Source organism: Vibrio sp. La 4.2.2, assembly GCF_027586995.1.
Lineage (GTDB): Bacteria > Pseudomonadota > Gammaproteobacteria > Enterobacterales > Vibrionaceae > Vibrio > Vibrio mediterranei.
Window position 1 is genome coordinate 84,313 of record NZ_JAPPTJ010000013.1, and the last position, 22,028, is coordinate 106,340.

Here is a 22,028-nt window from a genome sequence, read left to right on the forward strand (position 1 = left end):
CAATCAAAAAGGGAAGCATGGCTTCCCTTTTTTGTTGGTTTAGCGCCATTCTTCAGGTTTAGAGAAAGGCAAAATATCGGCGCTTTTGTTGCTCTCTGACGCTTCTCCATTTAAGGCTTGCGAGAATTTAACGATTTGACGATGCAATTCTTGACGTAATAACACATTGGCGTGAATGGGGTTTTTGGCGCGCTGTAAAACCCGTTCAATGTGAGATTGTTGAGCGTGCAGTCGAGGCTGCATCTCATCAGAACAGGTAGCGATAAACTGCTGGGACAAGTCGTGACGCAGTCGACTCAACTTCTCGGGGTTGTCCTTGGCCATTGCGGCTAGTTCATCGAATGACGGTAGAGTAATAGGCGTTACCATGTACGTTCCTCACCAAAAGAATCTCCATGCATATAATCAGCGTAGGAGTTAATGAGAAAAGACAAAATAAAACTGTAAATAGTCTCAGGAGTGAGACGAGCCAGCAGCGTTGCTATGAGCTGTTTATTGAAGTTAGCTTCTGTTGCTAAAGATATATACGCAGCGACGAGCACCTTGAACAATATGTTCGTCTCGTTGAACCGAAATATCGTTACCAACGAGGGCTTGAAAGACATTCAGCTCAGACTGACACAGAGTTTCACAGCGTTGTGCGGCTTTACAGATTGGGCAGTGATTTTCAATTAAGACAAAACCATCTTCAACCTGTTGAAATTCAGCCATGTACCCATCCTTATCGCGCAGTTCAGTGAGTTTCTCTACTTTACTTTGTAGGTCGGGAAGGCTGTCAAAATGAGGACGATAAGTCGCGAGGGTGTTTGTTTCGCGCTCTTTGGATACTTTATTGAGTCCTTCAGTACCAAACACTTGTTCAATTGCATCAATAAACTGAACCGTTAAATCACTGTGGCGATCGGAAAACTGGGCATGCCCTTTGGCAGTGAGTGACCAATGTCGATTCGGTCGACCTACTTTAACTTTAACATCTTCAAAACGTAGAAATCCTTCCTCTTCTAGGCCCTGCAAATGTTGCCTAGCGCCCATCGTGGTGATGTTTAAACGTGAAGCAATCTGTTTAGCGGTGACTGCGCCTTCTCGTTTTATGATGTCAATAATTTGGTCAGTGGCTTTCATTAGTGCGTCCGTTTCTCTTAAATCAGCCTATGGATAACGATAGTTGGGGTATTATGGCGAATAAGGTTAATAAAGCAAATTATTTACTATCTTCATAATAGATGAAAAAAACGCTGGCTACAGCCAGCGCTTTATCTCAATAATGGCGATTATAAGATGATATCGCGAATCTCTGGGTCTTTACGCTCTAAATAGTGCGTTGATTTAATACGGCGAATAGTACGGCAGCGGCCACGAATAAGCAGTGTTTCACTGGTCGCGATATTGCCCTGACGTGTGATGCCTTCAAGCAGGTCACCTTTAGTAATGCCTGTTGCCGAGAACACCACATTGTCACTACGTGCCATGTCTTCCATGCGAAGCACAATGTTGGCTTTGACACCCATTTGTGCGCAGCGCTCAAGTTCAAGTTCACCCGCTTTACGATTTTCTTCGTTATCGCCTTTCACTTCATGACGTGGAAGTAAGCGACCATGCATGTCACCATCTAGAGCACGAATAACAGCGGCAGACACTACGCCTTCTGGTGCGCCACCAATGCAATACATAACATCTACTTCACTATCCGGCATACAAGTCAGAATAGACGCGGCTACATCACCATCTGGCACAGCAAAAACACGTACGCCCATGGCTTGCATTTCAGCGATAACGTCATCATGACGTGGCTTTGCCAGTGTCGTAACCACAAGCGTATCAAGAGATTTGCCTAAGGCCGCTGCAATGTTGGTTAAGTTTTCAGAAAGTGGTTTTTCTAGGTCGATAACCCCTTTAGCGCCCGGGCCTACTACCAACTTTTCCATGTACATATCAGGTGCTTTCAAGAAGCTGCCTTTTTCACCAGCGGCTAGAACAGCAAGTGCATTCGACTGGCCCATTGCTGTCATGCGAGTACCTTCAATAGGGTCAACCGCGATATCAACAGCGTCACCACCAATACCAACTTGCTCACCGATATACAGCATAGGTGCATCATCAATCTCACCTTCACCAATAACGATTTCACCTTCGATATCGGTTTTGTTCAGTAGGCTGCGCATGACTTCTACTGCGGCACCATCCGCAGCATTCTTGTCGCCACGTCCAAGCCATTTATAACCTGCTAGGGCGGCACCTTCGGTAACTCGTGAAAAAGCCATTGCTAAATCGCGCTTCATACTGACTCCAATTAAATGAAAAATGACAAAAGGATTTATGGCGCGAATTCTAGCATATCCAAAAGGAAACGTTTGCTTTTTTGTGGTTTTGGTCGCTATCTTGTCGCTAAGTTATGATTACTCATTGAGAAAGTGCAGGGAGAAAGGTCAGAGTAAAGTGATAGCAGGGAAGGTTTGACAAGTTTTAGGTAAAGCTTATGTCATTTTGCGATGCTTTTTTGACCGAATGGTGAAAAATCTGCAATATAGGGCGTGTCTATCTTCTCTATGCTGAGTAGAATGGGACAATATAGAGTATGAAGTCTTTTCATGTCACAGAATTAAATTAAGGGTAGGCCGAGATGTCTTTTGAAGTACTGGAACAACTAGAAGCAAAAATTCAAACTGCAGTTGACACAATCGCGCTTCTTCAAATGGAAGTTGAAGAACTGAAAGAAGAAAAAGTGCAACTAGCAAATCAAGCGGAAGAGCTACGTAATAGCCGTGAAGAATTGGTTCAAAAGACTGAGCAAATGCAACGTGAGCACGGCCAATGGCAAGAGCGTATTCGTAACCTGCTTGGTAAAATGGACGAAGTAGAGTAATTCATTCGTCAAACGTATTCGAAAGCACTCATTTGAGTGCTTTTTTTATATCATTTGGTCTAACCAGTGCGACTCATCGTCTCATGACTTTTCGTACACAACTTGAGCACGTATACTAACCCCAACTAGGGAAAGGAAAAGTTAGAATGAAAACACGTGACAAAATAGTGTATGCCGCCCTCGACTTATTTAATTTAGATGGCGAGCGCAACGTGACGACCAACCATATTGCTGCTCATATCGAGATTAGCCCAGGTAACCTCTATTACCACTTTCGCAATAAACAAGAGATAGTGAGAGAGATCTTTGCGCTATATTCGCAAGAGCTCATTGAACGTTTTACTCCTATCCAAGGTCAGCAAGAAAGTTTGGCGCTCCTCAAGCACTATCTTGATTCTATCTTTAATCTAATGTGGAAATATCGTTTCTTCTACGCCAACCTGCCAGAGATTCTGCAACGTGATCCTAAGCTGCACGAAGAGTATATTGAGGTTCAGGAGCGATTGCAGGGTAACTTAGTTAATATCCTAAGAGCCTTTGTTGAACTCGATTTATTGACGATTAACGAGAAAGAACTTAAGTCATTGGTGACCACTCTGCATATGATGGCGGTTGGTTGGTTGAGCTACCAATCGGCGATGTCACCGAAGACTCAAATTACTGAAGAGGTAATTCAGCAGGGTATGTTACACATGATTAATGTCGTGAAGCCACTATCAACGGCAAAAGGTCGTGAACAGCTGTCTCTACTAGAAGATGGTGTGAAAATGATGGGGTCGACAGACAGTCGCTCGCTCTAACGGCATGATATATAGCCAATTCATCTTGTTACAAACCCTGCTATCTTAGTAGGGTTTGTTGTTTTAGACACCAGATTAATTGGAGAGTGACGACGGGATGGCTGATAACGAAATGAAAGCAAAAGCACACTATGATGTATTCAATGGTGATGCCGATGGTATTTTGTCATTGCTGCAATTGCGATTAGCTCAGCCGAAAGAAACACAGCTGATCTCAGGGATTAAGCGTGATATTGCGCTGTTACAACGAGTCCCCGTCGCAGAAGCAGGCTCTGTTACAGTGCTCGACATCTCCATGGATAAAAACCAAAACGCCTTAGATGAGCTTTTGGATCATAATGTGCCTATTACTTATATCGATCACCACAAAGCATCAACTATTCCCCACAGCGACATTTTGGATGCACATATCGACCTTGATGCCAATACGTGCACCGCACTGATTGTAGATAAGCTATTACAAGGTCAGTATCGAACTTGGGCGATTGCTGCGGCCTATGGAGATAATATGTTGAGTAGTGCTGAGCATTTAGCGAATGAGCTTAAACTCACGCACGAGCAACGACACTTTCTCAAGCAATTAGGAACCTTGGTGAATTACAACGGTTATGGAGAGAGCTTAGCTGATCTGCATTTTGACCCAGTCATCCTTTATCAGGCGTTATTGGCGTACCCTGACCCGTTTGATTGCCAGAAAGACGCCTCTTCTCCGTATTACACTCTTAAATCGGCGTTTGAGAGTGATGAAATAGCGTTAGAGGGAACGGAAACTGTCTTTGAGTCGGACATCTTGAAAGTGGTAAAGCTGCCAGCAACGCCAGCGGCGAGGAGAATGTCGGGGACTTGGATAAATCGCTTGGCGAATGAAGCGCCTGACCAAGCTCATATTTCGTTAGTGCCGAGAAGCGGCTCGAGCAAAAGCGCTAGTTATACCGTTTCAGTTAGGGCTCCGCTGAACAATAAGCAAGGCGCTGCTGAGATTTGTAGTCAGTTTGCCACAGGTGGTGGGCGAGAGGCGGCAGGGGGCATCAATGAGTTGCCAGAGCATGAGGTAGAGCGACTGATTCAAGTCGCTCAAGAGTGTTATCGCTAAGTACCCACACTTGGCTTTACGTTATCGTTTTAGCCAGCTTTTTGGGTTTTGTACTTTACTGTTGCGGCGGATTTCGAAATACAGCGATGAGCTTGATTGACCGCCCGTGTCACCAGCAAGTGCGATGGTCTCTCCTGCGGAGACTTTATCCCCTTCTTTTTTCAGCAATGTCTGGTTATAACCATAAAGCGTCATGTCACCTTTACCATGGTCCAATAGTACTACCAGTCCATAGCCGCGTAGGTAGTCGGCGAAGACGACAGTACCAGAATACACAGACTTTATAGATTCTCCGTAATTAGCTTGAATAACCATGCCTTTCCAGTTCACTTGTCCAGTTTGCTTGGTCCCAAAGCTATGTAGAACTTTCCCTTTCACCGGCCAAGGCAGCTTACCTTTCTGTCGAGCCAGACCATCCATAGGTACTTGATTGCGCTTAGCGGCTTTAGCAATTTCCGCCTTCAAGCGTGTTTCATTACGCTGCAGTTCAGCTAGGTAGGTCTTATCGCTTGAGATGCTCTTTCTGATTTTAGATACCGTACTTTTGCGACTGGCTTGGTTTTTCGCAAGAGAGTTTCGCTTGTCTTTTTGTTGCTCGAGTAATTGTGCAATTTGATTACGTTCAAGCTCAAGGGCACGTTCACTTTCTGCCAGCTCCAGTTCAGTTTGTGCTAATTTCTCCAAAGTCTCAGCACGTGCTTTGGCAAGATATTGGTAGTACTGGCTAATACGGTCTTCATCTGGATTAGTACTAAACACACTCGAGGCTGAGTTGTTCTGCTTGGTCACGTAATAGGTTTGCACCAACTCGGCGAGGATCTTTTGCTGTTGTTTTTTCTGCTCGGTGAGCTCTTCGACTTGTTGATGAAAACTATCGAGGTTGCGATTAGCTTGAGCAAGTTGAGCGGTGGTCGATTTTATCTCTTTCTCAATGTTAGAAATGCCGACTTCTTGTTGACGCAAAGACTTTTGTAATTTATCGAGCTCTTTTTGCTGCGCAGACAGTTCTTTCTGTTGGCGTGTAATTTCGCTCTTTACGCCAGTCAGTTCATTTTGATTGGCTAAAGTGAGAGTCGGGTACGTAACAAGCCCGATGCTAAGAATCCATGCCGATATAGAGGGGATGAAAGGCGTTTTATTATTGGGTTTCATTCTACTTCCGTTAAAAATACCGACCAAGTCTGTTCGTGCCCAGATGCGCAACCACCATTATATCCACACTTAGGGCCAGAGGTGCAAGCATACAAAAACGCCGATGCGTATGCACCGGCGTTTTATCAAGCTTATGTCATTACTTTGCGAAGCTGATTACTTAACCAGTACGTCGCCAGACATTTCTGCTGGAATTTCCATGCCAGTCATAGAAAGCATAGTTGGAGCTAGATCAGACAGCTTACCACCTTCTTTGAACTCAACCGCTTTATCACCAACGTAGATCAGCGGTACTGGTAGGTTAGTGTGAGCAGTGTGAGTACCACCTGTCTCAGGGTCCACCATCATTTCAGCGTTACCGTGGTCAGCAGTGATTAGCATTTGACCGCCAACTTCTTTAATCGCTTCAACCACTTTACCTACACTTGCGTCTAGAGCTTCAATCGCTTGCTCAGCGGCTTCGTATACGCCTGTATGGCCAACCATATCTGCGTTTGGATAGTTACAGATAATAGTGTCGTATTTACCTGACTTGATAGCCGCAACCATTTTTTCAGTCAGCTCTTCAGAGCTCATTTCTGGTTGTAGGTCGTATGTAGCTACTTTTGGAGAAGCAACAAGTTGACGCTCTTCACCGTTAAATTCAGTTTCAACACCACCGTTGAAGAAGAAAGTGACGTGTGCGTACTTTTCTGTCTCAGAAATACGTAGCTGAGTCTTGCCTGCTTTAGATAGCCACTCACCGTAAGTGTTTTCAAGAGAGGCTGGTGGGAATGCACACGCAAGTGGGATATCAGCTGCGTATTGAGTCAGCATAACGAAGTCAACCGCTGGGAAGACTTTACGCTCGAAACCATCAAATGCAGGTACGAATGCACGAGTAATTTCACGAGCACGGTCAGCACGGTAGTTCATGAAGATAACGGCATCGCCATCAACGATAGCAGCTGACTCTTGGCCTTCTGCACGAATTTCTGTTGGTGCAACGAATTCATCGTTTTCATCACGAGAGTAAGCCGCTTCTAGACCTGCAACTGCAGAATCAAATGTGAAGGCACCTTCTGCTTGAGTCAGTAGGTCGTACGCTTTTTCTACGCGATCCCAGTTGTTATCACGATCCATTGCATAGTAACGACCAACAAGAGACGCTACACGGCCTTTGCCTAGCTCTGCAAATAGAGCGTCAAAACGTTGCAGTGAACCTTCCGCGCTACGTGGTGGTGTGTCACGACCGTCTAGGAAGCAGTGTAGGTAGATTTTCTCTGCGCCACGCTCTGCTGCCATTTTCACTGCAGCGTAGATGTGATCTTCGTGAGAGTGAACGCCACCTGGAGACATAAGACCCATTAGGTGAACCGCTTTACCTGCTGCGATAGCTTTATCCATTGCCGCAACAAGGATTTCGTTTTGACCGAATTCACCGTCAGTAATAGATTTTGTGATGCGAGTAAGGTCTTGGTATACCACGCGACCAGCACCAATATTGGTGTGACCCACTTCTGAGTTACCCATTTGACCATCCGGTAGACCTACGTCCATGCCAGAAGCCGAAATTAGTGTACGTGGATTGTTTGCCCACAAGCCGTCCATAACTGGAGTTTTTGCGTTGTTGATTGCGTTGCTTGCGTTGTCTTCACGGTAACCCCAACCGTCAAGAATCACTAGAGCCATTGGCTTCTTAGCTGACATAGTTATAACCTCGTCAAATCGATAGTAACTTTACAGAAAACAAATTAGCGTAATTTTACTACACTTTTTAACCAAAACTGTAGTGGCAGATCAAATAATGTTTGTGATTGCCGTTACTTGTTTTCAGTTTTGGACAGTTGAAACCACTAATAGTTTTCCGCGTGAGGTAATCATAGACGCTATTTTTGGATGATTCCTCGCCTTTGTTTCTATTAATACGCCTTTACTAGCAGGTTTGGCTAATTGGTTTTCTCTATCTCTGCAATAGTAATGTCGCCTGGGTTGAGGAGAGGGATCTCAATTCTTTGTTCGAAACATTTTCCCCTCTCGCCAGAGCACGACTAAGCCGCTATACTCCTCGACTGATTTAATGTTCAACTATTAAGAGCGCAAGCTATGCAAGAGTATTTAGAATTTTTTCAACAAAACATGATCATGGCACTAGTGTGGGTTGCACTATTCGTCGCTCTGATTGCCAACATCTTCAAATCAGCAAATGCTGCATATAAAGAAGTATCGGCTGCGCAAGTGACTCATATGATGAACCGTGAGAATGGTTTAGTGGTTGATATTCGTTCAAAAGACGACTTCAAGCGTGGCCATATTACTGACTCGGTAAATGTGCTGCCATCTGATATTAAGTCAGGTTCAATCCCAAGCCTTGAAAACCATAAATCAGACCCAATCATTGTTGTATGTAAGACTGGTCAAACAGCGCAAGAGAGCGCGAATCTGCTAGCTAAAGCAGGGTTTGAGAAAGTTTACTTGCTGAAAAATGGTCTGACGGCATGGAGCGAAGCGAACCTGCCACTGATCAAAGGCAAAAAGTAATCGAGAATTTTGAGTAATTTCGCGGCAGTTATGACTAAGGGATGTGATAAGTGCCACGGAATTAACGGCTCGCCTAGTCATAGAAGATTGGCTCGGATAGTCTGCAAGACAACTCATAAACGTTTTTGACAATTTTAGACGTATTTAAGGAAAAACATCATGGCTGAAGCAGCTCCACAAGAAGCACAACAAAACTTCGCAATCCAACGCATCTTTCTAAAAGACGTATCTTTTGAAGCGCCAAACTCGCCAGATATGTTCCAGAAAGATTGGAACCCAGATGTTAAGCTAGATCTTGACACTCAAAGCCGTGAACTAGGCCAAGGCATCTATGAAGTTGTTCTTCGCCTAACTGTGACTGTGAAAAACGCAGAAGACACAGCATTCCTATGTGAAGTTCAACAAGGCGGTATTTTCACTGCTGAGCAGATGGAAGCAGGTCAACTTGCACATTGCTTAGGCGCGTTCTGCCCGAACATCCTATTCCCATATGCTCGTGAAACTATTTCTAGCCTAACGATGAAAGGTACGTTCCCTCAACTGAACCTAGCGCCAGTTAACTTTGACGCTCTGTTCATGAACTACCTACAACAGCAAGCTCAACAAGAAGGCCAAGCAGAAGCTTAAGCCTTTTTCGCAGAACATATTTTCTGCACGAGTAAGCGAAGTGAATAGACTTAGCTAATAAAAATGCACAGCGCATCGCGATGTGCATTTTTTATTTGCTCCGTACGGAGTAGACTAACTACATTGAGCCATAACGAAAATTTGGTGGTGTTATGAATAACGCATATGGAAAAGAAATCGCAATGACCGTTATCGGTGCCGGTTCTTATGGAACCTCATTGGCGATCTCTCTTGCTCGTAACGGAGCAAACGTGGTGATTTGGGGACACGAGCCTGAACACATGGTGAAGCTTGAAGCAGACAGAGCCAATCATGAGTTCTTGCCTGGGATTGAATTTCCAGAAACGTTGATTGTCGAGTCTGACTTGAACAAAGCCGTTCAAGCCAGTCGCGATCTTTTGGTTGTGGTACCGAGCCATGTATTTGGTATTGTGCTTAACAGTATCAAGCCTCATCTTCGTCAAGACAGCCGCATCTGCTGGGCAACCAAGGGTCTAGAGCCTGAAACGGGTCGATTGTTGAAGGATGTTGCTCATGACATTATTGGTGATGACTATCCGTTGGCAGTGCTTTCTGGACCTACTTTTGCCAAAGAGTTGGCGGCGGGACTTCCAACTGCGATTGCCGTGGCCTCTCCAAATGCTGAGTTTGTAGCTGATCTTCAAGAAAAAATCCACTGTAGTAAAACCTTCCGTGTTTATGCCAACGATGACTTTACTGGCATGCAATTGGGCGGTGCGGTGAAAAACGTGATTGCGATTGGTGCAGGTATGTCGGACGGCATCGGTTTTGGTGCAAACGCACGTACCGCGCTGATTACCCGAGGTCTAGCTGAAATGACACGTGTAGGTGCTGCCTTGGGTGCTAAGCCGGATACCTTTATGGGTATGGCAGGTCTTGGTGATCTAGTCCTGACGTGTACTGATAACCAGTCTCGTAACCGCCGTTTTGGTTTGGCACTTGGTCAGGGTAAAGATGTGGATACGGCTCAGACAGAGATCGGTCAGGTTGTTGAAGGCTACCGCAATACTAAAGAGGTATGGTTGTTATCTCAGCGCATGGGTGTGGAAATGCCAATTGTTGACCAAATCTATCAAGTACTGTATCAAGGTAAAGACGCAAGACTTGCAGCGCAAGATTTGCTTGCTAGGGATAAAAAAGCGGAGCAACAATAACGCTCTGTTGGTGATTGAGTACCAGTCGTAGGACAAGAAATGAAACACTGTGAAAAGAAGAATGTCTGGGAGTGCATTGTAAGAGAAGCGCGCGAGCAAGCAGAGCAAGAGCCGATGCTTGCGAGTTTCTATCATGCCACCATAATCAACCACGAAAGCTTTGGTGCAGCATTAAGCTACATTTTAGCCAATAAGCTGAAGACCGCGTCAATGCCAGCAATGGCAGTACGTGAAGTGGTTGAGCAAGCGTTTAATGCTGATCCATCAATTACTGATGCAGCTGCTTGTGACATTTGTGCGACAGTGAACCGAGATCCTGCGGTTGCCATGTACTCAATGCCGCTACTTTATCTGAAAGGCTACCATGCACTACAAGGCTATCGTGTTGCCAATTGGCTATGGAATCAAGGGCGTATGGCTCTTGCGACCTATTTACAAAACCAAATATCCGTTGCGTGTCAGGTAGACATCCACCCTGCGGCTCGCATTGGTAAAGGCATCATGCTTGACCACGCCACCGGCATTGTTATTGGTGAGACCGCTGTCGTTGAAAATGATGTTTCCATCTTGCAGAACGTCACACTAGGCGGTACTGGTAAAGAGTGTGGTGATCGACATCCTAAGATCCGTGAAGGCGTTATGATTGGCGCTGGGGCGAAGATTCTAGGTAATATTGAAGTCGGTAAGGGAGCCAAAATTGGTTCTTGCTCTGTGGTACTTCAGCCAGTACCTCCGCATACTACTGCTGCTGGTGTTCCTGCAAAGATTGTCGGTAAACCGAAAACCGATAAACCATCACTAGATATGGATCAGCAATTTAACGGTAAGTCACAAACCTTTATGGGCGGTGATGGTATTTAAACAAGCCTGAGAAATGAATCAAAAACGTAGAGCCAAGGTATCAGCCTTGGCTTTATTTTTAACTGGCTTGGTACAGATGTTTTTTTCTCACACCAAGCGCATAAAGATACGCCAATATTCCGCCTAGAACATTACCGACTGCAACGCCAATAAACATGCCTTCGACATCATAATAATGGCTACCTAGGGCCGCGGCTGGCAAGGTGAAGACAAACAGTCTCATCGCACTCCACATAAAGGCTTTGTTTGGTTCGTGTAACGCATTCATACCACTACCCAGCATCATGATGATCCCTTGGAATCCATAGCTGAATGGTACTACGAGTAAGTAATGCCAAAGAATATCTCTTACGGCTTGTTCTTGGGAAAACAGCGCAGAAATTGGAATGCTGAGTGGTACCATCATTGCGAAGATAAACAGCTGGAATACGATCGAAAACCGCATACTCAAAAATAAGCCGGCAAAACTTCGATCAGGCTGTTTGGCGCCAAAGTTCTGTGACATAAATGGCGTTAGTGCAGAGCTTAGCGAGATTAAAACCAAAATTAGAATCGACTCAACACGCTGTGCAGCTCCATAAGCGGCGACCGCAGCGGTGCCATGAGAAGACAGCATCTTCATTAAAATTGCACCTGAGATCGGAGACATGGCCGTTGATAGTCCTGATGGTGTTCCAATGCGTAATATAGCGATCCAATCTTGCCAAATTTCCGTAGGTTTGAGCTTACCCAATAACTTTTCGCGTTTGATGAGTACAAACAGCGAGCCAAACAGGGCGCCAAACCAAGCAATGCCGCTAGCAATGGCAGCACCTTGAATGCCCAACTCTGGGAAAGGGCCTATACCAAAGATCAACAGAGGGTCGAGCACGCCATTAATGAAACCGGACAGCATCATGATTTTTGCGGGGGTTTTGGTATCACCAGTAGCTCGAATCGCACTGTTTCCCGCCATCGGAATAACCAGCAATGGTACCGTTAAATACCAGATCACCATGTACTCGCTGATTAATGGAATGATGTCATCGCTAGCACCAAGTAGTTTGAATAGTGGTTCTATGGTCAGCAGCCCGAATGCTGAAGCAATGGTCACGAGTACCACCGCGAGCAGTAATCCGTGAGTGGCAAAACGAGCCGCGTTTTGAGTATTTCCTTGTCCCAGTAATCGCCCAATATTGGTAGAGAGTCCCATACCAATACCCATAGTGATGCAATTGACCCCAAATGTAACCGGAAAAGTAAAGCTGATGGCGGCCAGTGCTTGTGTGCCAAGCAGCGATATAAAGAAGGTATCAACGAGGTTAAATGCCAAGATCGCAACCATGCCAAATACCATAGGAACAGTCATGTTTCTAAGGACAGTAGAGATGGGAGCGGAAAGTAGGCCGTGTTTATCTTGCATGGCATTCAGTGCTGATGAAACAGGCGCTTAGAATACAGCAATTGATGAGTTGGTGCGAGAATGGGTTTGGTAAGGGAGGTCATTCACTAGCCAAAGCTCATTTTCGTTATTTTTGTCACAATTTTTTGGCATGCTGCCCTTGGGATCGTAGAAAACGCCCCCAACATATTCAACACAAGGCCTTGAAGGCTATCTAATAAGCTAAATGGAAAATAATCAGGAGAATCGACCGATGAATATCCGTCCTCTACACGACCGAGTTATCGTTGAGCGCCAAGAAGTTGAATCTAAATCTGCTGGCGGCATCGTTCTAACTGGTTCTGCTGCAGAAAAATCGACACGTGGTACTGTTTTGGCTGTGGGCAAAGGCCGCATTCTAGAAAACGGTACAGTACAGCCATTGGACGTGAAAGTAGGTGATACGGTTATCTTTGCTGAAGGCTACGGCACGAAAACAGAAAAGATCGACGGTAAAGAAGTTCTGATCATGTCTGAAAATGACATCATGGCTATCGTTGAATAATTAAGTAGACGTTGAGTAATTTTTTACTCTAAACAAGCTATCCACTGAATTTAGATAAGGAAATAACAATGGCTGCTAAAGACGTTAAGTTTGGCAACGACGCACGAATCAAAATGCTAGAAGGTGTAAACGTTCTAGCTGACGCAGTAAAAGTTACGCTAGGCCCTAAAGGTCGTAACGTAGTTCTAGACAAATCTTTTGGTGCACCAACCATCACTAAAGATGGTGTATCTGTTGCGCGTGAAATTGAACTGGAAGACAAGTTCCAGAACATGGGCGCACAAATGGTGAAAGAAGTTGCTTCTCAAGCTAACGATGCTGCAGGTGACGGTACAACAACTGCTACTGTACTGGCTCAATCTATCATTTCTGAAGGCCTAAAAGCGGTTGCTGCTGGCATGAACCCAATGGACCTTAAGCGTGGTATCGATAAAGCAGTTGCTGCTGCGGTTGAAGAGCTAAAAGCTCTGTCTGTTGAGTGTAAAGACACCAAAGCGATTGCTCAGGTTGGTACTATCTCTGCAAACTCTGACTCTACGGTTGGTAACATCATTGCTGAAGCAATGGAAAAAGTAGGTCGTGATGGCGTTATTACTGTTGAAGAAGGTCAGGCTCTACAAGATGAGCTAGACGTAGTAGAAGGTATGCAGTTCGATCGTGGTTACCTATCTCCTTATTTCATCAACAACCAAGAAGCTGGTAGCGTTGATCTAGAGAGCCCGTTCATTCTTCTTATCGATAAGAAAGTGTCGAACATCCGTGAACTCCTACCAACTCTTGAAGCAGTAGCTAAAGCATCTCGTCCGCTGCTTATCATTGCAGAAGACGTAGAAGGCGAAGCGCTAGCAACACTTGTTGTGAACAACATGCGCGGTATCGTAAAAGTAGCGGCGGTTAAAGCACCTGGTTTCGGTGACCGTCGTAAGTCTATGCTTCAAGACATCGCTATCCTAACTGGCGGTACAGTAATTTCTGAAGAAATCGGTCTAGACCTTGAGAAAGTGACGCTAGAAGATCTAGGTCAAGCTAAGCGTGTAACCATCACTAAAGAAAACTCAACCATCATCGATGGCGCGGGTGAAGAAGCGATGATTCAAGGTCGTGTTGCACAAATTCGTCAACAAATCGAAGAAGCAACGTCTGACTACGATAAAGAGAAACTTCAAGAGCGTGTTGCTAAACTCGCTGGCGGTGTCGCTGTTATCAAAGTTGGTGCTGCAACTGAAGTTGAAATGAAAGAAAAGAAAGACCGAGTAGAAGACGCACTTCACGCTACTCGCGCTGCTGTTGAAGAAGGCGTAGTGGCTGGTGGTGGTGTTGCACTTATCCGTGCTGCATCTAAAGTTGCTGGTCTTGAAGGTGACAACGAAGAGCAAACAGTGGGTATCCGCGTTGCACTTCGCGCAATGGAAGCTCCAATTCGTCAAATCACTGCAAACGCAGGTGACGAAGAGTCTGTAGTAGCGAACAACGTGAAAGCGGGTGAAGGTAGCTACGGTTACAATGCGGCAACGGGTGAGTACGGCGATATGCTAGAGATGGGTATTCTAGACCCAACAAAAGTAACGCGTTCTGCCCTTCAGTTTGCTGCATCTGTTGCTGGTCTAATGATCACAACGGAAGCAATGGTAACAGATATTCCTCAGAAAGATGCTCCAGCAATGCCTGATATGGGCGGTATGGGTGGCATGCCTGGTATGATGTAATCCGCATCAGAATGTTCTGACAAGCCGAAGGGAAACCTTCGGCTTTTTTGTATCTGGTTCAATAATAACCAAGTAATTTGTGAGAATGTTGCTGAATATGACATTTCACTGACAAATCGTATGGTTGTCCTTTTTAGCATCGTCTAAACTTATTATTCGACAACAAGAAAATGTCAGTGGAGACAATATAATGAAAAAAGTCATTTCAGCCCTAGCAGTGGCAGCAGCGGTAGCTTCACCAATGGCGTTAGCAGACAGCACGCCAGTTATGTTCTCATCACTAAACGGCTTTAACGCACCAGATGCAAATGCAGTTGGTGGTGTTCGTTTAGCAGTACTTCATGGTCAAGTGAATGAAGTAAAAGGTGTCGACTTCTCTGTACTAGGTATGTCTGAAACTCAACGTACAACAGGTGTGAACTTCGGTCTATTCTTTGGTGCGTCTAAAGTAACTCAAGAGATGAAAGGTGCTTCTCTAGGTATCTTCAACTGGAATACTGGTTCAACAACGGGTGTTAACCTTGGTGCCGTTAACGTAACTAACGATGTGAAAGGTCTGAACTGGAGTGCAGTGAACTACTCTGAAGGCTATACAATGGCTGATATCGGTCTTGCTAGCTTCTCAAACAAGTCTAACTTCCAGTTTGGTTTCTTCAACAAAACCAACACGATCGACGGTGTTCAGATTGGTCTGATCAACTGTGCAGATAACGGTTTCTTCAAGTGCTTCCCAATCATCAACTTCGCGAAGTAATTTGAATTGATTCGTCAAAAAAGCCCTGATTAATCAGGGCTTTTTTATTTTCTCATTCGATTGCGATTTTGCATGGTTTGATGAACGCCGCGACGTAAGCTTTTAAAGCTGCTTTCAATCTTATCTACGCCCAATAGGACCGTTAATGCCAAAACGGTTAAAATGATCGATTCTTTATGATGACCGAGTCCAATCATCATTCCTAACCCTGCCAAAACCCAGATAACGGCCGCTGAGGTTACGCCATGAATTTTCCCGTCTTGAGTCATCATCACCCCCGCACCTAAAAAGCCAACGCCAGTAATTATTTGCCCTAATACTCGTGCTTGATCAAGCGTGTTCGGAGAAAGGGATACGGCCATGGACATAAACAAGTACGTCCCCGACACAATTAGAATCGCGGTACGAATACCAACAGGTTTTCCGCGTGTTTGGCGCTCAAGGCCTACTAAGGCACCATTGAGCATACAAGCCCCAAGTGCAGGCCATGAAAAAGGCCCTAAGTCGAGCAGTTGTGCATTGAATAACTGTGTCAGTTCCACATTGCCTCCTAAAAAGCGCAGTATCTGACTATTAGACCGTCTGATCGAACAAAAATATTTTGTCGAGACGAAAAAGGTTACTCAAGATGTAAATCCAGTGGTGTCTTGCTGGCTCTACCGCCTTCTTCTCGCGTCAGTTTAGGGACTAAATACCCAGACACTCGTTTGATCAGCCCCTGAATGATGGCTTTGGCGTCGTCATCGCTAATAAAGAAGTGTGCCGCGCCTTGAACCTTATCCAACACGTGAAGGTAATAAGGCAATATGCCCACAGAAAACAGCGCATGACTGAGCTCAAACTGAGCATCAACAGAATCATTGACACCTTTTAGCAGTACTCCTTGATTCAACAATGTTGTGCCCGTGTCTTTAATACGTGCCATTGACGCAGAGAATTCAGAATTCACTTCATTAGCGTGGTTGATATGCGTTACCAAAATGGTATTCAGTCGAGTCTGTTTAAGAAGCTGACACAACTCTTCTGTAATGCGCTTTGGGATCACCACAGGTAATCTGGAGTGAATGCGAAGTGTTTTTAAATGATGAATAGATTCTGCTTTTTGAACAAGCCATGCTAACTCAGAATCTTTGGCCATCAGTGGATCGCCGCCAGACAAAATGATCTCGTCGATCTCTGGATGAGCCGCAATATAGTCGAGTGCGACTTGCCAGTTAGCTTTACCGCCTTTGTTATCTTCGTAGGGGAAATGACGACGGAAGCAGTAGCGACAATTCACAGCACAGCCACCTTTGACAATTAGTAGTGCGCGATTGTGGTACTTGTGTAGTAGACCGGGCACCGCTGCATCTTGCTCTTCTAAAGGATCTTCAGAGTAACCGTTGTGGACTTCAAACTCTTGGCTTAATGGTAAAACTTGCCTTAATAGAGGGTCGTACGGGTTGCCTTTTTCCATACGATCGACAAAGCTTTGTGGAACACGCATCGGGAAAAGACGTCGAGCGGTTAAGCCGTTTTCCCACGGAGTCGCATCAATTTCTAGCTGCTTAAGCAGTTCATAAGGGTCTGAGATCGCATTCGATAGCTGTTTGAGCCAGTTTTGCTCAACAGAAACAAGATTTCGGGTTATGATAGGCGACATTAAATTTTAACTCGAAGAACACTAAGAGGATACAATGGCTACTGTTAGCACGAATGAATTTAAAGGCGGCCTTAAATTAATGCTGGATAACGAGCCTTGCGTAATTCTAGAAAACGAATACGTGAAGCCAGGTAAAGGTCAGGCATTCAACCGCGTAAAAATTCGTAAGCTACTGTCTGGTAAAGTTCTAGAGAAAACCTTCAAGTCTGGCGAAACTGTTGAAGTTGCTGACGTGATGGACATCGATCTAGATTACCTATACACAGATGGTGAATTCTACCACTTTATGAACAGCGAAACATTCGAACAAATCGCTGCGGAAGTTAAAGCTGTTGGCGATAACGCGAAATGGTTGGTAGAAAACAACACTTGTATGATTACTCTTTGGAATGGTAACCCAATTACCGTGACCCCGCCTAACTTTGTTGAGTTAGAAGTAACTGAAACCGATCCAGGTCTAAAAGGTGATACGCAGGGTACTGGTGGTAAACCAGCAACACTAACAACAGGTGCTGTTGTACGTGTACCGCTATTCATCCAAATCGGTGAAGTGATTAAAGTTGATACTCGTACAGGTGAGTACGTAGGCCGCGTTAAGTAAGCTTACTCTTTGCTGTATGAAGAAAAGGTCGCTTAGGCGACCTTTTTTAATGGAAGAGGTATTACTCTTGTGGTCGCCAGCTTAAAGCACTGGCTACGGTGCCAAGCGCTAAGGTGTCCATTTCTGCTTGAGGCAGATTGGCTAAGGTTTGTAAGGTAATCGCACCGTTGATTTGTGCTGCGGCGACCTCGACGCTACCACGGCTAAAACTATAACCAAGTGGATTATCGACACTCATCATTAAGCCTTCACCATCGTGGATGGATTCCGCGTTAAAATGGGTACTGTCTAAGCGAATGAAGCCAGTTTCTTTTTTAGCTGTCGACAAACTAATAGTTTCCGACTTTCTGGCCATTTGATACTCACCAACCGACTTACCATTTTCGCTGATCTCACAAACATAGGGACCGTTACCACCGAACGAGAAGCTGCCAAGATCCACACTAGTACCGCCACCACTACAAACGAGCGTCCAAGTTTTACCGTTGTCCTTGCGGGTTACCTCTGCAACCATCTCTCCTTCTTTGGTATTAATGGTATTGAACCAAGAGCTAGTGGAAGCACTGCGCGAGTATTTTCCTTGATACAATCCGGCAAGATCAAAACTGCCCTCAGGACCAAAGCCCCAAAATGTACCATCCGTTTTAAGCATCAGTTTTGGTTGAGCTGCCACGGCATCTGATGTGATCATATTAACGGTAGAACCACACCCAAAAAGTGCACTAGAAATAAGCAGTGCGCAAATAGACTTCTTCATTGTTACATCTCTTTTTTATTATCAAGCGGCGCGGATTGTATAGAGAGAGTTGGGTTCTGCGTGTAAGCATTTGTCTTCTTAAATGCTGAGTCACAAAAAACTGGCAATAAAAAAGGCAGCGATATCGCTGCCTTTGAGGTTTGTGTCTGTTGCTTAGATCATAAAGATGAAGATAACAGACAGTGCGCTGATTAAGCCTGCAAAGAAGTAGCAAGCGATTTTACCTGCTACGCCCGCGTGGATTTTCAGATCGTGCATACCGTGATGCAGGCGGTGCATCGCATGCCACATTGGAAGCGCTAATGTGGCTATGATGAATAGGGCACCAATGATGCTTGTAGCAAAATCTGCGACACGTTCATAACTCATCGCTTCTGGGCTAATAATGCCCATTGGCACTAGAATACCAAGCACAAGTACCGTTACTGGTGTAATCATGGCAAACCAAGTACCACCTGCACCAAATAGTCCCCACCATACTGGTTCGTCAGAGCGTTTTGGGTTTTGATTAATCACGATTCACTCCTTATACAATGATGAGAACGACTAGTGAGATAGCGGCTACCGCTGCCCACTGAGTAAGAACGATGGTTTTCTTTTCGACCAGTTTGCCTTTCAGCTTGATCGGCATAACTTGCGGCATCATGCTAAAGAAAGTTTGAGCATGGAATAGACTGCCTGCGAGTGCCACGATGTTAATCGCGATGACGATAGGGTTTGCCATAAACTCCAGCCAACCTTGCCAAGCCTCAGGGCCTTTCACTAATGCACCCAAACCAAAAGTCAGGAAGATAGTGAATAGAATAAGAGGCAGTACCGTCGCTTCACGCAACATATAGAAGCGATAGAATGGATGGTTTTTCCACCACGTGCGTTTGATTTCACGAACATAAGGTTTTCTGTTACTCATTCTACGCCTCCTGTGGTTTTAGCATTGCAATGACGAAGTCTTTAGAAGACTCCACTTTACCTTGGTTAACCGCTGCTGCTGGGTCAACGTTCTTCGGACAGACTTCAGAGCAGTAGCCCACAAACGTACAGCCCCAAGCACCGTTTTCGCCGTTGATCATCTTCATACGCTCTGCGGCACCATTGTCACGGCTGTCAAGGTTATAGCGATGAGCAAGTGTCAGTGCTGCTGGACCGATGAACTCTGGGTTTAGACCAAACTGAGGGCAGGCCGCGTAGCAGAGGCCGCAGTTAATGCAGCCAGCAAACTGCTTGTACTTCGCCATTTGCTCAGGTGTTTGGATGTTGGTGCCATCTTCTGGTTTGCGATCATTACCGATGATGTATGGCTTGATAGCTTCAAGGCGCTCGATGAACGGCGTCATATCGACAATCAGGTCTTTCTCGATAGGGAAGTTAGCCAAAGGCTCAATCTTCAGGCCATTTTGATGGTCACGAAGGAAGCTTTTACAAGCTAACTTAGGCACTCCGTTCACCATGATGCCGCACGAACCACAAATCGCCATACGGCAAGACCAGCGGTAAGACAGATCTTTATCTAGGTGATCTTTGATGTAACCAATCGCATCAAGTACAGACATGGTCTCATCAAACGGAACTTCAAAGGTTTGGAAGTAAGGTTCTGAGTCCTTTTCTGGGTCATAACGCAGGATCTCAACTTTCTGAATACGATTAGCTGACATTATGCTTGCTCCTCCGCACTGTTATCTTGAGATGCTTTCGCTTCTGCCGCGGCAGCTTTTTCTGCTGCTTCACCGTATAAGCGCGCTTTAGGTTGAGACTTAGTGATCTTCACATCGCTGTAATCGATGCTTGGCGCGTTATCCTCTTGGAAGAACGCCAGAGAGTGCTTAAGGAAGTTCACATCATCACGCTCAGTACAACCATCATCTAAACGTTGGTGTGCGCCACGTGACTCTTTACGCAGGATAGCGGAGTGAACCATAGCTTCTGCAACTTCAAGGCCATAACCCACTTCAATGGCGTAAAGAAGGTCAGTGTTGAACACCTTACCTTTGTCTTTGATGCTGATTTTCTTATAACGCTGTTTGAGCTCAGCAATCTTATCAAGCGTGGCTTGCATTAGATCTTCTTGACGGTAAATACCGCAACCCGCTTCCATGGTGTGACCCATTTCAGTACGGATTTCAGCCCAGTTTTCATCGCCTTCTTGGTTCATTAGTGCAGCAATACGAGCTTCAACAGCTTCAACTTGTTGTGCGATAGCAGCGTCATCCCAGCCTTTAAACGCTTTGGCACGCTCTACAGCTTGTTCACCTGCAACACGGCCAAATACCACGAATTCAGCTAGAGAGTTAGAGCCTAGGCGGTTAGCACCGTGCAGACCAACAGAAGCACATTCGCCCACAGCAAATAGGCCTTGAATACGTGTTTCACATTGACCATTGGTTTCAATGCCACCCATGGTGTAGTGAACGGTAGGACGGATTGGAATTGGCTCTTTCGCTGGGTCAACGTTCACATAAGCTTTTGCAAGCTCACAGATAAACGGTAGACGCTCCTGTAGATACTCTTCACCAAGGTGGCGAAGATCGAGATGCACAACATCACCAAGTGGATGCTTGATCGTGTTGCCTTTTTGCTGTTCGTGCCAGAATGCTTGTGAAACTTTGTCACGAGGACCCAGTTCCATATATTTGTTCTTCGGCTGGCCAACTGGCGTCTCAGGACCCATGCCGTAATCTTGTAGGTAGCGGTAACCATTCTTGTTAACGATGATACCACCTTCACCACGACAGCCCTCTGTCATCAGGATACCTGTACCAGGAAGACCGGTTGGGTGATATTGAACAAACTCCATGTCACGTAGTGGTACACCATGACGATAGGCCATCGCCATGCCGTCACCTGTTACGATACCGCCATTGGTATTACAGTGATAAACGCGGCCAGCGCCACCTGTTGCAAGCACAACAGACTTGGCTTTAATGGTAACCAGTTCACCTTCAGACATATGAATAGCAATCAGACCTTGAACCTCGCCTTCAACGACAAGTAGGTCAACCACAAAGTATTCGTCAAATCGTTTGATTTGCTCATACTTCATCGAAGTCTGGAACAGAGTGTGTAGCATATGGAAGCCGGTTTTATCAGCGGCAAACCATGTACGTTCAACCTTCATACCACCGAAACGACGAACGTTAACTTCGCCATTTTCCTTACGGCTCCATGGGCAACCCCATTGTTCCATTTGGATCATTTCACGTGTGGCATTTTCTACGAAATATTCGACAACATCCTGTTCACAAAGCCAGTCACCACCACCAACAGTATCGTTGAAGTGGTTATCTAGGCTATCTTCATCCTTGATTACAGCTGCAGAACCACCTTCCGCGGCCACAGTATGTGAACGCATTGGGTAGACTTTAGAAATCAGAGCAACTTCCATTTCTGGGTTTGCTTCTGCTGCTGCAATGGCAGTACGAAGACCGGCGCCGCCTGCGCCGATGACTGCGATATCTGTGGTAATTGTTTTCACAGTTATCCTCCAGTGTGTGAGAGCGAGTTAGCTCGCGAGTTATAATTAAATGCTTAAGTAAGCTTTTATAGAGTAAGGTTTTA

24 protein-coding genes are annotated in these 22,028 nt (G+C 45.3%); 11 read left to right on the forward strand and 13 right to left on the reverse strand.

Annotated features, from left to right (window positions below):
* Positions 1–39: 39 nt before the first annotated feature.
* The 3 genes from OH456_RS22570 to glpX form a co-directional block, all read right to left on the reverse strand.
* Positions 40–369: a DUF3135 domain-containing protein gene (locus tag OH456_RS22570; RefSeq protein WP_038223815.1), complete on the reverse strand. Its 330-nt coding sequence runs from the start codon at positions 367–369 to the stop codon at positions 40–42.
* Between the two features lie 132 nt (positions 370–501).
* A complete protein-coding gene (locus tag OH456_RS22575; RefSeq protein WP_006075485.1) occupies positions 502–1,122 on the reverse strand; it encodes a helix-turn-helix transcriptional regulator in 621 nt (206 codons plus the stop codon).
* Between the two features lie 149 nt (positions 1,123–1,271).
* Positions 1,272–2,279 (reverse strand): class II fructose-bisphosphatase, encoded by a 1,008-nt coding sequence (gene glpX, locus OH456_RS22580; protein ID WP_006075486.1) that lies wholly within the window; start codon positions 2,277–2,279, stop codon positions 1,272–1,274.
* Positions 2,280–2,620: 341 nt separating this feature from the next.
* Between glpX and zapB the strand changes: the two genes are divergently transcribed.
* The 3 genes from zapB to OH456_RS22595 all read left to right on the forward strand — a co-directional run bounded on the left by zapB (position 2,621) and on the right by OH456_RS22595 (position 4,756).
* Positions 2,621–2,863, forward strand: coding sequence for a cell division protein ZapB (zapB, locus tag OH456_RS22585; RefSeq protein WP_006075487.1), 243 nt, complete (start codon positions 2,621–2,623; stop codon positions 2,861–2,863).
* Between the two features lie 146 nt (positions 2,864–3,009).
* Complete coding sequence (locus OH456_RS22590) at positions 3,010–3,663, forward strand: TetR/AcrR family transcriptional regulator (RefSeq protein ID WP_006075488.1); 654 nt, start codon at positions 3,010–3,012, stop codon at positions 3,661–3,663.
* A 97-nt stretch (positions 3,664–3,760) separates the two neighbouring features.
* Entirely contained in the window at positions 3,761–4,756 is a 996-nt protein-coding gene (locus OH456_RS22595; RefSeq protein ID WP_031493041.1) for a hypothetical protein, read from the forward strand.
* Positions 4,757–4,777: 21 nt separating this feature from the next.
* On the opposite strand, the gene OH456_RS22600 is transcribed toward OH456_RS22595, so the two are convergent.
* Positions 4,778–5,908, reverse strand: a complete 1,131-nt coding sequence (locus tag OH456_RS22600) for a murein hydrolase activator EnvC family protein (RefSeq protein WP_038223809.1) — start codon at positions 5,906–5,908, stop codon at positions 4,778–4,780.
* A 156-nt stretch (positions 5,909–6,064) separates the two neighbouring features.
* Positions 6,065–7,597, reverse strand: a complete 1,533-nt coding sequence (gpmM, locus tag OH456_RS22605) for a 2,3-bisphosphoglycerate-independent phosphoglycerate mutase (RefSeq protein WP_006075491.1) — start codon at positions 7,595–7,597, stop codon at positions 6,065–6,067.
* Between the two features lie 396 nt (positions 7,598–7,993).
* Here gpmM and OH456_RS22610 point away from each other — a divergent pair, with 396 nt between their 5' ends.
* The 4 genes from OH456_RS22610 to cysE all read left to right on the forward strand — a co-directional run bounded on the left by OH456_RS22610 (position 7,994) and on the right by cysE (position 11,091).
* Entirely contained in the window at positions 7,994–8,428 is a 435-nt protein-coding gene (locus OH456_RS22610; RefSeq protein WP_031493039.1) for a rhodanese-like domain-containing protein, read from the forward strand.
* Between the two features lie 159 nt (positions 8,429–8,587).
* A complete protein-coding gene (secB, locus tag OH456_RS22615; protein WP_031493038.1) occupies positions 8,588–9,055 on the forward strand; it encodes a protein-export chaperone SecB in 468 nt (155 codons plus the stop codon).
* 152 nt (positions 9,056–9,207) lie between these two features.
* Complete coding sequence (gpsA, locus tag OH456_RS22620; protein ID WP_270034300.1) at positions 9,208–10,230, forward strand: NAD(P)H-dependent glycerol-3-phosphate dehydrogenase; 1,023 nt, start codon at positions 9,208–9,210, stop codon at positions 10,228–10,230.
* Between the two features lie 39 nt (positions 10,231–10,269).
* Positions 10,270–11,091 carry a serine O-acetyltransferase gene (gene cysE, locus OH456_RS22625; protein ID WP_038223802.1) on the forward strand — a complete coding sequence of 274 codons (822 nt, stop codon included), beginning with the start codon at positions 10,270–10,272 and terminating at the stop codon, positions 11,089–11,091.
* 58 nt (positions 11,092–11,149) lie between these two features.
* Here the strand turns inward: cysE and OH456_RS22630 are convergent, their stop codons facing one another.
* Positions 11,150–12,493 carry an MATE family efflux transporter gene (locus OH456_RS22630; RefSeq protein ID WP_198557248.1) on the reverse strand — a complete coding sequence of 448 codons (1,344 nt, stop codon included), beginning with the start codon at positions 12,491–12,493 and terminating at the stop codon, positions 11,150–11,152.
* A 232-nt stretch (positions 12,494–12,725) separates the two neighbouring features.
* Between OH456_RS22630 and OH456_RS22635 the strand changes: the two genes are divergently transcribed.
* From OH456_RS22635 to OH456_RS22645, 3 genes are all read left to right on the forward strand, one after another.
* Positions 12,726–13,016, forward strand: a complete 291-nt coding sequence (locus OH456_RS22635; RefSeq protein WP_031493033.1) for a co-chaperone GroES — start codon at positions 12,726–12,728, stop codon at positions 13,014–13,016.
* A gap of 68 nt (positions 13,017–13,084) precedes the next feature.
* Entirely contained in the window at positions 13,085–14,722 is a 1,638-nt protein-coding gene (gene groL, locus OH456_RS22640) for a chaperonin GroEL (protein ID WP_038223798.1), read from the forward strand.
* Positions 14,723–14,912: 190 nt separating this feature from the next.
* Complete coding sequence (locus OH456_RS22645; protein ID WP_006075442.1) at positions 14,913–15,476, forward strand: VC2662 family protein; 564 nt, start codon at positions 14,913–14,915, stop codon at positions 15,474–15,476.
* Between the two features lie 44 nt (positions 15,477–15,520).
* Here OH456_RS22645 and OH456_RS22650 read toward each other — a convergent pair whose 3' ends face one another.
* Together OH456_RS22650 and epmB are read right to left on the reverse strand one after the other, a co-directional pair.
* Complete coding sequence (locus tag OH456_RS22650; RefSeq protein WP_081836363.1) at positions 15,521–15,943, reverse strand: MgtC/SapB family protein; 423 nt, start codon at positions 15,941–15,943, stop codon at positions 15,521–15,523.
* A 152-nt stretch (positions 15,944–16,095) separates the two neighbouring features.
* The gene (gene epmB / locus OH456_RS22655; RefSeq protein WP_062461776.1) at positions 16,096–17,118 is read right to left on the reverse strand and encodes an EF-P beta-lysylation protein EpmB; all 1,023 of its coding nucleotides are present in this window, start codon (positions 17,116–17,118) and stop codon (positions 16,096–16,098) included.
* A 34-nt stretch (positions 17,119–17,152) separates the two neighbouring features.
* Here epmB and efp point away from each other — a divergent pair, with 34 nt between their 5' ends.
* Positions 17,153–17,719: an elongation factor P gene (efp, locus tag OH456_RS22660; protein ID WP_006075445.1), complete on the forward strand. Its 567-nt coding sequence runs from the start codon at positions 17,153–17,155 to the stop codon at positions 17,717–17,719.
* Between the two features lie 61 nt (positions 17,720–17,780).
* Here efp and OH456_RS22665 read toward each other — a convergent pair whose 3' ends face one another.
* The 5 genes from OH456_RS22665 to frdA all read right to left on the reverse strand — a co-directional run bounded on the left by OH456_RS22665 (position 17,781) and on the right by frdA (position 21,945).
* Positions 17,781–18,476, reverse strand: a complete 696-nt coding sequence (locus OH456_RS22665) for a hypothetical protein (protein WP_270034301.1) — start codon at positions 18,474–18,476, stop codon at positions 17,781–17,783.
* 153 nt (positions 18,477–18,629) lie between these two features.
* A complete protein-coding gene (frdD, locus tag OH456_RS22670) occupies positions 18,630–18,992 on the reverse strand; it encodes a fumarate reductase subunit FrdD (protein ID WP_006075447.1) in 363 nt (120 codons plus the stop codon).
* Positions 18,993–19,002: 10 nt separating this feature from the next.
* Complete coding sequence (frdC, locus tag OH456_RS22675) at positions 19,003–19,386, reverse strand: fumarate reductase subunit FrdC (RefSeq protein WP_006075448.1); 384 nt, start codon at positions 19,384–19,386, stop codon at positions 19,003–19,005.
* Position 19,387: 1 nt separating this feature from the next.
* A complete protein-coding gene (locus OH456_RS22680; RefSeq protein ID WP_006075449.1) occupies positions 19,388–20,128 on the reverse strand; it encodes a succinate dehydrogenase/fumarate reductase iron-sulfur subunit in 741 nt (246 codons plus the stop codon).
* Positions 20,128–21,945: a fumarate reductase (quinol) flavoprotein subunit gene (frdA, locus tag OH456_RS22685; RefSeq protein ID WP_006075450.1), complete on the reverse strand. Its 1,818-nt coding sequence runs from the start codon at positions 21,943–21,945 to the stop codon at positions 20,128–20,130. The genes OH456_RS22680 and frdA overlap by 1 nt, the downstream gene beginning before the upstream one ends.
* Between the last annotated feature and the right edge of the window lie 83 nt (positions 21,946–22,028).